The organism is Sphingomonas sp. LH128, assembly GCF_000293195.2.
Classification (GTDB): domain Bacteria; phylum Pseudomonadota; class Alphaproteobacteria; order Sphingomonadales; family Sphingomonadaceae; genus Novosphingobium; species Novosphingobium resinovorum_A.
The window spans coordinates 1-5388 of record NZ_ALVC01000212.1 but is presented as its reverse complement, the minus strand read 5'-3'; the positions used below and the strand labels follow the sequence as shown (position 1 = coordinate 5388).

Sequence of the window (5388 nt, the reverse complement as noted above, 5' to 3'; positions counted from 1 at the left end):
ATCACCTGACCCGGCAGCGCTGCTTCCCGCTCGACCATCTCAATGAAGTGAGGATCGAGCGGATCGCCCCGGCAGATCGGGCAGGGGGCACTCACGTCACCATCATCAAAGCCGTGCCGTTCGACGTCCTCACTCATGCCCGCTTCCCGTGAGTTCGACGGACACCCTCTCCGTCGAACTCAACACTACACAAAACCGCTACAATCCGGCATATCCGGCACTCAACAAGCGAACGCTATTACCAAATCGGCGAGATCGGAGAACGGCATCCCACCCTCTCCGCCACGACTTTCCTAACCGATTGTCTTTCCTCGACTTTTTGAAACAGCGTCGCTTTCCACCGTCCCGGTGCTACAAAGTGGTGCTACAAAATGCGGCTGATGACGCATGTTCGAGTGTCGAGTGATGGCGGATTCGAAGTCCGCATTGTGGTGCCCGCCGCCCTTCGAACGACGATCGGCAAGACGAACCTGACCCGCCGCCTTGGGAGGGTTTCCAAATCGGATGCCAATCGTCTGGCGGCTCCGGTCATCCAACATTTTCGTGATTTCATTGAGAGGGCCAAAGCTGGACGGCTCGACGATCCATCTCCTGCGCCCGCAATCAACGCACTTCCTGCAAAGCCGACGAACGCCGTCCGCAGACAGGCTTCCTCGCCGAACCTGATGGCAATCTTCGAGGGATACCTACGCGAGCGCCAACCGTCGCCCGCGACCATCAAGCGTTGGCGTCCGGTGATCGGTCATCTTGTTGGGCATCTCGGGCATGACGAGCCGCGCCGCATCAGCGCTGACGACATCATTGGCTGGAAGGAGGCGCTCGCTCGTCAGGGAGTGAGTGGTAGGACGATCCGTGAAGTTTATTTGGCTGCCATCAAGGTCGTGCTCGCATGGGGCGTCGAAAATCGGAAGCTCGACGCCAACCCTGCTGCTGGGGTGTCAGTGCGCGTGCCGAAGCGGCACCGCCCGCGAGGCCCCAGCTTCACCTCTGCGGAAGCGCGAACGATATTGTCGGCATCCCTGTGCAGGGAACATGGCAAGATCAGTCCTGAACATGCCCTCGCTCGACGGTGGATTCCGTGGATTTGCGCCTACACCGGCGCGCGTGTCGGCGAGATCGCGCAAATGCGCGGTTGCGACATTACCGAGGTCGAAGGTTTCTGGGTGATGCGGATCACGCCGGAAGCTGGTTCGACCAAAAGTGGACAGGCGCGTATGGTGCCGCTGCATCCGCATCTGGTCGAGCAGGGTCTGCCTAGGATTGCCCAAAAAGCAGGCGAGGGGCCAATCTTCTTCGATCCGGCGCGCGGTAGAGGTGGGTCTGCTGGCAACCCCCATTATCGAAAGGTCGGCGAGCGCTTGGCCGCGTGGGTGCGCGACCTTGGCGTTGATGACCCTCATGTCCAACCCAATCATGGCTGGAGGCACCTATACAAAACGCTTGCCCGTCGAGCAGGTATGGAGCCCGAGGTGCGCGACGCCATTCAGGGCCACGCGCCGCGCAGCGTTGGCGAAACATACGGTGAGTGGCCGGTGGACGTTCTAGCTCGTGCTGTCAGCTTGCTGCCGAGGTTTAGCGTCGGTGCGCCATTGAACAGGGCGTCCCCGCCAGCGGGAACGCTCACCACTTTGTAGCACCGGGACGGTGGAAAGCGACGCTGTTTCAAAAAGTCGAGGAAAGACAATCGGTTAGGAAAGTCGTGGCGGAGAGGGTGGCAGCTACATCAAGCACATAATGAATTGATATAGCTGCATATTTATTCACCTCATTTCGCCGATGCCATGCCTGATACCATGGATTGAAAATTTGCCTCCGCGTGGCGGTTGAGAGGGATTCGAACCTACGGGGACGGCGACTGTCGCAGAGCCTCTTCTCCATCCTCTGTCAGCGCCCATGTGGTCGTCTCCCCGCCGGAATAAACGGCAGTAACAAGCCCTGCCCCCTCCATTGCCTCGAAGATCCTTTCGTCTTCACTCCCCTTGCTCGTGGCATGAGGATCGTCGCACTCGCACTTCCGCAATGCCTCGATCGTAGCGACCTTGAAGTGCTCCCATGCCGGAAGCTGTTGCGGCACCTCGGGCGGGGCCATGGCGGGCGCGGTATCGTACGCTTGGTCACTCCAAGAATCGTCGGGTCGGAAGTTGTAGGCGGCGGCAAGGGCTCGGGCGCCCCGTTCAAGCGGGTCAATTGTCATACGCGCAGGCTATCACCGCCTCTTGTCGGCGAAAAGGCGCTGGGCGAAGCGAGAACGGTAGCTCAGGCTCCTCCCCATCCATGTTCACACGCATGACCAGGCCGAGGATGGCCTCGGGCAAATGTGAGCCCTTCACGCGCTCAACGATCGCGCGCACGTCATAGCCCCGATCGATCTTGCTGCCGATCCAGACAGCGCGGTCCCGCTTGAGATACCCAACCTTGATGCCGCGGCAACTGACGACGGCGACGGCCATGCGGTCATGCGGGTTATCCGGCTCGCGCACCAGCCGCACCTCCTCACCCGGTGTGCAGATCGCAAGTTCGGCTTGGCGGCTGGAGCCGTCCTCATTGTCGTGCCGCTCGCCGATCGCTGGCAAGCTGAAGTCGTTCCATCCCATCCGCACCTCCCTTGAGAACATATCCAGAACGGATTAAAAGGATGGGACCCGATTCGCATAGAGGATTTTGACGATGGGTAGTCTCGACAGACACGACGCCGCCGGCTTCCGCATCAACGTCGCGGATGCCCCTGAAAAGGCGATCCCGTTCGGTCGCTGGGTGCTGGAGCAGACCAGCCGGGGCGGCTTCATCGGCCAGCTTGCCACGATCGCGACGACCGATCGCGGGTTTCCGAAGGACGGCGGCCCGGATGCCGTGCGCAAGCGGCTGGGCGACACTGGCGCCGATCCGGAGATGTTCGACGCGGTCGACGACGCCGAACTGGACTGGGCCGCGCTGTGATCGGGCCGATGACTGACGATGCGCTTATCACGCTGGCTGAGCACCGTTTCGCCCTGGCGGAACGAGACGGAGCGACCCGCGATGATTGCCGCCAACTGCGCGACATCTTCCCGGCGGTCCTCCAGCGCCTGCGGGAAAAGGTCGAACTGACCCGCGACCTCGTCGCGCCCGAACGGCTGGCGACAGACGCGCCGAAGAGCTGGGAGAAGCAGGCGGCCGGGGCTGGCAGCGAGGGTAACGACGACCAGATGCAGCTATCGCTCCTTCACCTCTGATACGGCGCTTCGCCAGAACTGGATTTCGACGTGATCGGCAACTCGCCCAGTCAGAACGACAATAGCCATGACATACCCGCCTACCTGCAAGCAGAGCGTGCCGCTGCCATCCTTCGCCGGTCAGAGGGGCGTGCGCCGACGGAAACCGAGGTGCGCTGGGCGCGGAGATGCCTGATCGCAGCGCTCGGCGCTCTTCCGGCGCTCGGGCTATGAGCGCGGACGAATATCGTGCGCGCTTTCGGATCGCGGTGTTCGGGCAGGCACGAGGCCCGTGGCGACCCAGCATCGACGATGCCATGGCCGACGCGATCAAACTGGAACTTGCATCCTGGGACGAAAGCCAACGCGAGTGGTATCTGGCGGTGCCGGTGGAACTAGTGGTCAGCAAGGCCCGCGAGATCCGGCGCGCCGCCTGACCTTCTCGAGAGCCCTATCCACGATGCGGGTGGCCCGTTGCCTCGACTCTTGGCCAGATCCTTGGATACCGTGATCAGGAAAGGATGATGGATGACGAATAGCGAAATTTGCCTGCGACAGGCTCACGAGTGGCTTGATGCAGCGGATGACGAGAAGGCCGTCGAACTGCTCATTGATCTCCCCGATTTAGGGTGGGTGAAGGTGCGCGCACTGAGCGCCGTCGAAGGAATGGTCCGATGCGAGTACACGCATGGCCTGATCCCTGAAAACGCGGCGATCGTCTGTAGCCCTGATAGGGTGACAGCGGTGCGGTACGTCGAGAACCCCGTATTGCCATTCTAAACGGAAAAAGGCGCCCGAGGCCGAAGCCTGGGCGCCCATGGAATGCCGGAGAATGCAAGAAGGCCCGGCGCTCTGATGAGGTCCGGGCCAGTTAGTGCAAGGGCTGCAGAGCCCTTCGGGTCGCGGGGGATAGGTACACCATCGAGCTTGCTCTGGAAATGACAAGTTCGGTCACGTGCTACCTCACCGCCCGAGCCTCGGCATCATGCGCGCGGATCGCGTCGACCTTGGCCGCGCACTTCTCGAACCCTTCGATGTAGGCGTCGCGGCTCGCGACGAGGTCACCCGTCGTCACCAACTTCACGTCCTTTACTGTGCAACGCGCCATAAGCCCGGCCGGAATACCCTCGTAAGCGGGAGGCGGCGCGGACGCGACCTCACTTCTTGTCGAGCAGGCGGCGCAGGTCAGCAGGGATAGGGCGAGACAGATATTCGCGAACTTCGGCATTTTCGTCCCTCAGCTTCTGGAGTTGCGCGGCGTTCGCGGCGTTCTGACCCTCGATCAGCGTCAGCTTGTCCTGCAACAGCAGCGTGCTGCGCTGCTCCGCGTCGCGCAGCTGGTCGCGGCGCTTCATGTAGACGACCCACCCCTTGTTCGCGTCCGCGAGGGCGGTGATCTGCGTCGCCTGCGTGGAGATCTGGTCGTCCTGCCGCTGGATATGCAGCCAGGCGATGATAAGGGCGCCGACGCCGCAGACGGCGAGCACCCCGATCATGCCGAAGATCTCGGATCGGAACTTTGCGAACAGCACACTCACGGCTGGTCTCCTTGGTTTCCATTGCCCCCGGTGATGCGCTCCTCGGTGTTGGCGCGCAGCTTGATCCCCAGCTTCTCGTAAACCAGCCGCTCCAGCAGCCGGATCGACACGTTCGCACCGAGCCACCCGAAGATGCCCACGGCCGGAGCCGACCACAGCGGGTCGAGCCCGATCGCGCGGCAGATCAGCATGACGAGGAACCCGACAAACCCGGACGATGCCGCCTCGACGAAGGCGCGGCGCCCGCTCAGCTCGTTGCCCTTGTCGTGCTCGCGCATGGTGTAACCCAGCAAGCCGCCGATAGCCGCCAGCGCCGTGTAGCCGAGCGCGGTAAGCCAATCGGACAGGGAGAAGTTTTCCACCTGGTTACTTGCTCCCATAGAGCGCTGCCTCGTCGGCGCGCCGGTTCTTGAGGCCGGTCATCGGCTTGCCGTCGTTGTAGATCCACTTGCCGAACTGGGCCTGTGCACCAGCGAAGTCTCCGGCCTTGTGAAGCTTGCCGAGCGTCGAGGACTCGATCTTGCCGGTGTTATAGTGGAACGAGACCAGCGCATCGAACTGGTTCTGCGTGGTCGCCGCCTTTCCAAGAAAGGCCGCGACCTCGTTCATGTAACTGACGATGTCCACATCGAACCTGGCGTCGCACTGCGCCTGCGTCC

10 protein-coding genes are annotated in these 5388 nt (G+C 62.1%); 5 read left to right on the top strand and 5 right to left on the bottom strand.

The window, feature by feature from the left end; translation table 11 throughout:
* Positions 1–371: 371 nt before the first annotated feature.
* Complete coding sequence (locus LH128_RS17025) at positions 372–1634, top strand: site-specific integrase (protein ID WP_172705098.1); 1263 nt, start codon at positions 372–374, stop codon at positions 1632–1634.
* Between the two features lie 549 nt (positions 1635–2183).
* On the opposite strand, the gene LH128_RS31460 is transcribed toward LH128_RS17025, so the two are convergent.
* Positions 2184–2594, bottom strand: coding sequence for an HIRAN domain-containing protein (locus LH128_RS31460; RefSeq protein WP_008830904.1), 411 nt, complete (start codon positions 2592–2594; stop codon positions 2184–2186).
* Between the two features lie 73 nt (positions 2595–2667).
* On the opposite strand from LH128_RS31460, the gene LH128_RS17010 reads away from it, so the two are divergent.
* The 4 genes from LH128_RS17010 to LH128_RS16995 all read left to right on the top strand — a co-directional run bounded on the left by LH128_RS17010 (position 2668) and on the right by LH128_RS16995 (position 3971).
* A complete protein-coding gene (locus LH128_RS17010; RefSeq protein WP_008830903.1) occupies positions 2668–2937 on the top strand; it encodes a hypothetical protein in 270 nt (89 codons plus the stop codon).
* An 8-nt stretch (positions 2938–2945) separates the two neighbouring features.
* Positions 2946–3212, top strand: a complete 267-nt coding sequence (locus LH128_RS17005; RefSeq protein WP_327195203.1) for a hypothetical protein — start codon at positions 2946–2948, stop codon at positions 3210–3212.
* A 209-nt stretch (positions 3213–3421) separates the two neighbouring features.
* The gene (locus LH128_RS17000; protein ID WP_008830901.1) at positions 3422–3628 is read left to right on the top strand and encodes a hypothetical protein; all 207 of its coding nucleotides are present in this window, start codon (positions 3422–3424) and stop codon (positions 3626–3628) included.
* Between the two features lie 91 nt (positions 3629–3719).
* A complete protein-coding gene (locus LH128_RS16995) occupies positions 3720–3971 on the top strand; it encodes a hypothetical protein (RefSeq protein WP_008830900.1) in 252 nt (83 codons plus the stop codon).
* Between the two features lie 178 nt (positions 3972–4149).
* Here LH128_RS16995 and lysC read toward each other — a convergent pair whose 3' ends face one another.
* The 4 genes from lysC to LH128_RS16980 all read right to left on the bottom strand — a co-directional run.
* Entirely contained in the window at positions 4150–4419 is a 270-nt protein-coding gene (gene lysC, locus LH128_RS34625) for an Rz1-like lysis system protein LysC (protein ID WP_327195202.1), read from the bottom strand.
* Entirely contained in the window at positions 4349–4729 is a 381-nt protein-coding gene (locus LH128_RS16990; protein ID WP_008830899.1) for a hypothetical protein, read from the bottom strand. Before LH128_RS16990 ends, lysC begins: the two co-directional genes overlap by 71 nt.
* Positions 4726–5091 (bottom strand): phage holin family protein, encoded by a 366-nt coding sequence (locus LH128_RS16985; protein WP_008830898.1) that lies wholly within the window; start codon positions 5089–5091, stop codon positions 4726–4728. The genes LH128_RS16990 and LH128_RS16985 overlap by 4 nt, the downstream gene beginning before the upstream one ends.
* A gap of 4 nt (positions 5092–5095) precedes the next feature.
* Positions 5096–5388, bottom strand: a 293-nt coding sequence (locus tag LH128_RS16980; protein ID WP_008830897.1) for a lysozyme, incomplete at its 5' end; no start/stop codon positions are given.

Excerpts from the sequence above, each read along its gene's own strand:
- LH128_RS17025 (WP_172705098.1), top strand. The coding sequence starts at position 372 with ATGCGGCTGATGACGCATGTTCGAGTGTCGAGTGATGGCGGATTCGAA.
- LH128_RS31460 (WP_008830904.1), bottom strand. The coding sequence starts at position 2,594 with ATGGGATGGAACGACTTCAGCTTGCCAGCGATCGGCGAGCGGCACGAC.
- LH128_RS17010 (WP_008830903.1), top strand. The coding sequence starts at position 2,668 with ATGGGTAGTCTCGACAGACACGACGCCGCCGGCTTCCGCATCAACGTC.
- LH128_RS17005 (WP_327195203.1), top strand. The coding sequence starts at position 2,946 with ATGACTGACGATGCGCTTATCACGCTGGCTGAGCACCGTTTCGCCCTG.
- LH128_RS17000 (WP_008830901.1), top strand. The coding sequence starts at position 3,422 with ATGAGCGCGGACGAATATCGTGCGCGCTTTCGGATCGCGGTGTTCGGG.
- LH128_RS16995 (WP_008830900.1), top strand. The coding sequence starts at position 3,720 with ATGACGAATAGCGAAATTTGCCTGCGACAGGCTCACGAGTGGCTTGAT.
- lysC (WP_327195202.1), bottom strand. The coding sequence starts at position 4,419 with ATGCCGAAGTTCGCGAATATCTGTCTCGCCCTATCCCTGCTGACCTGC.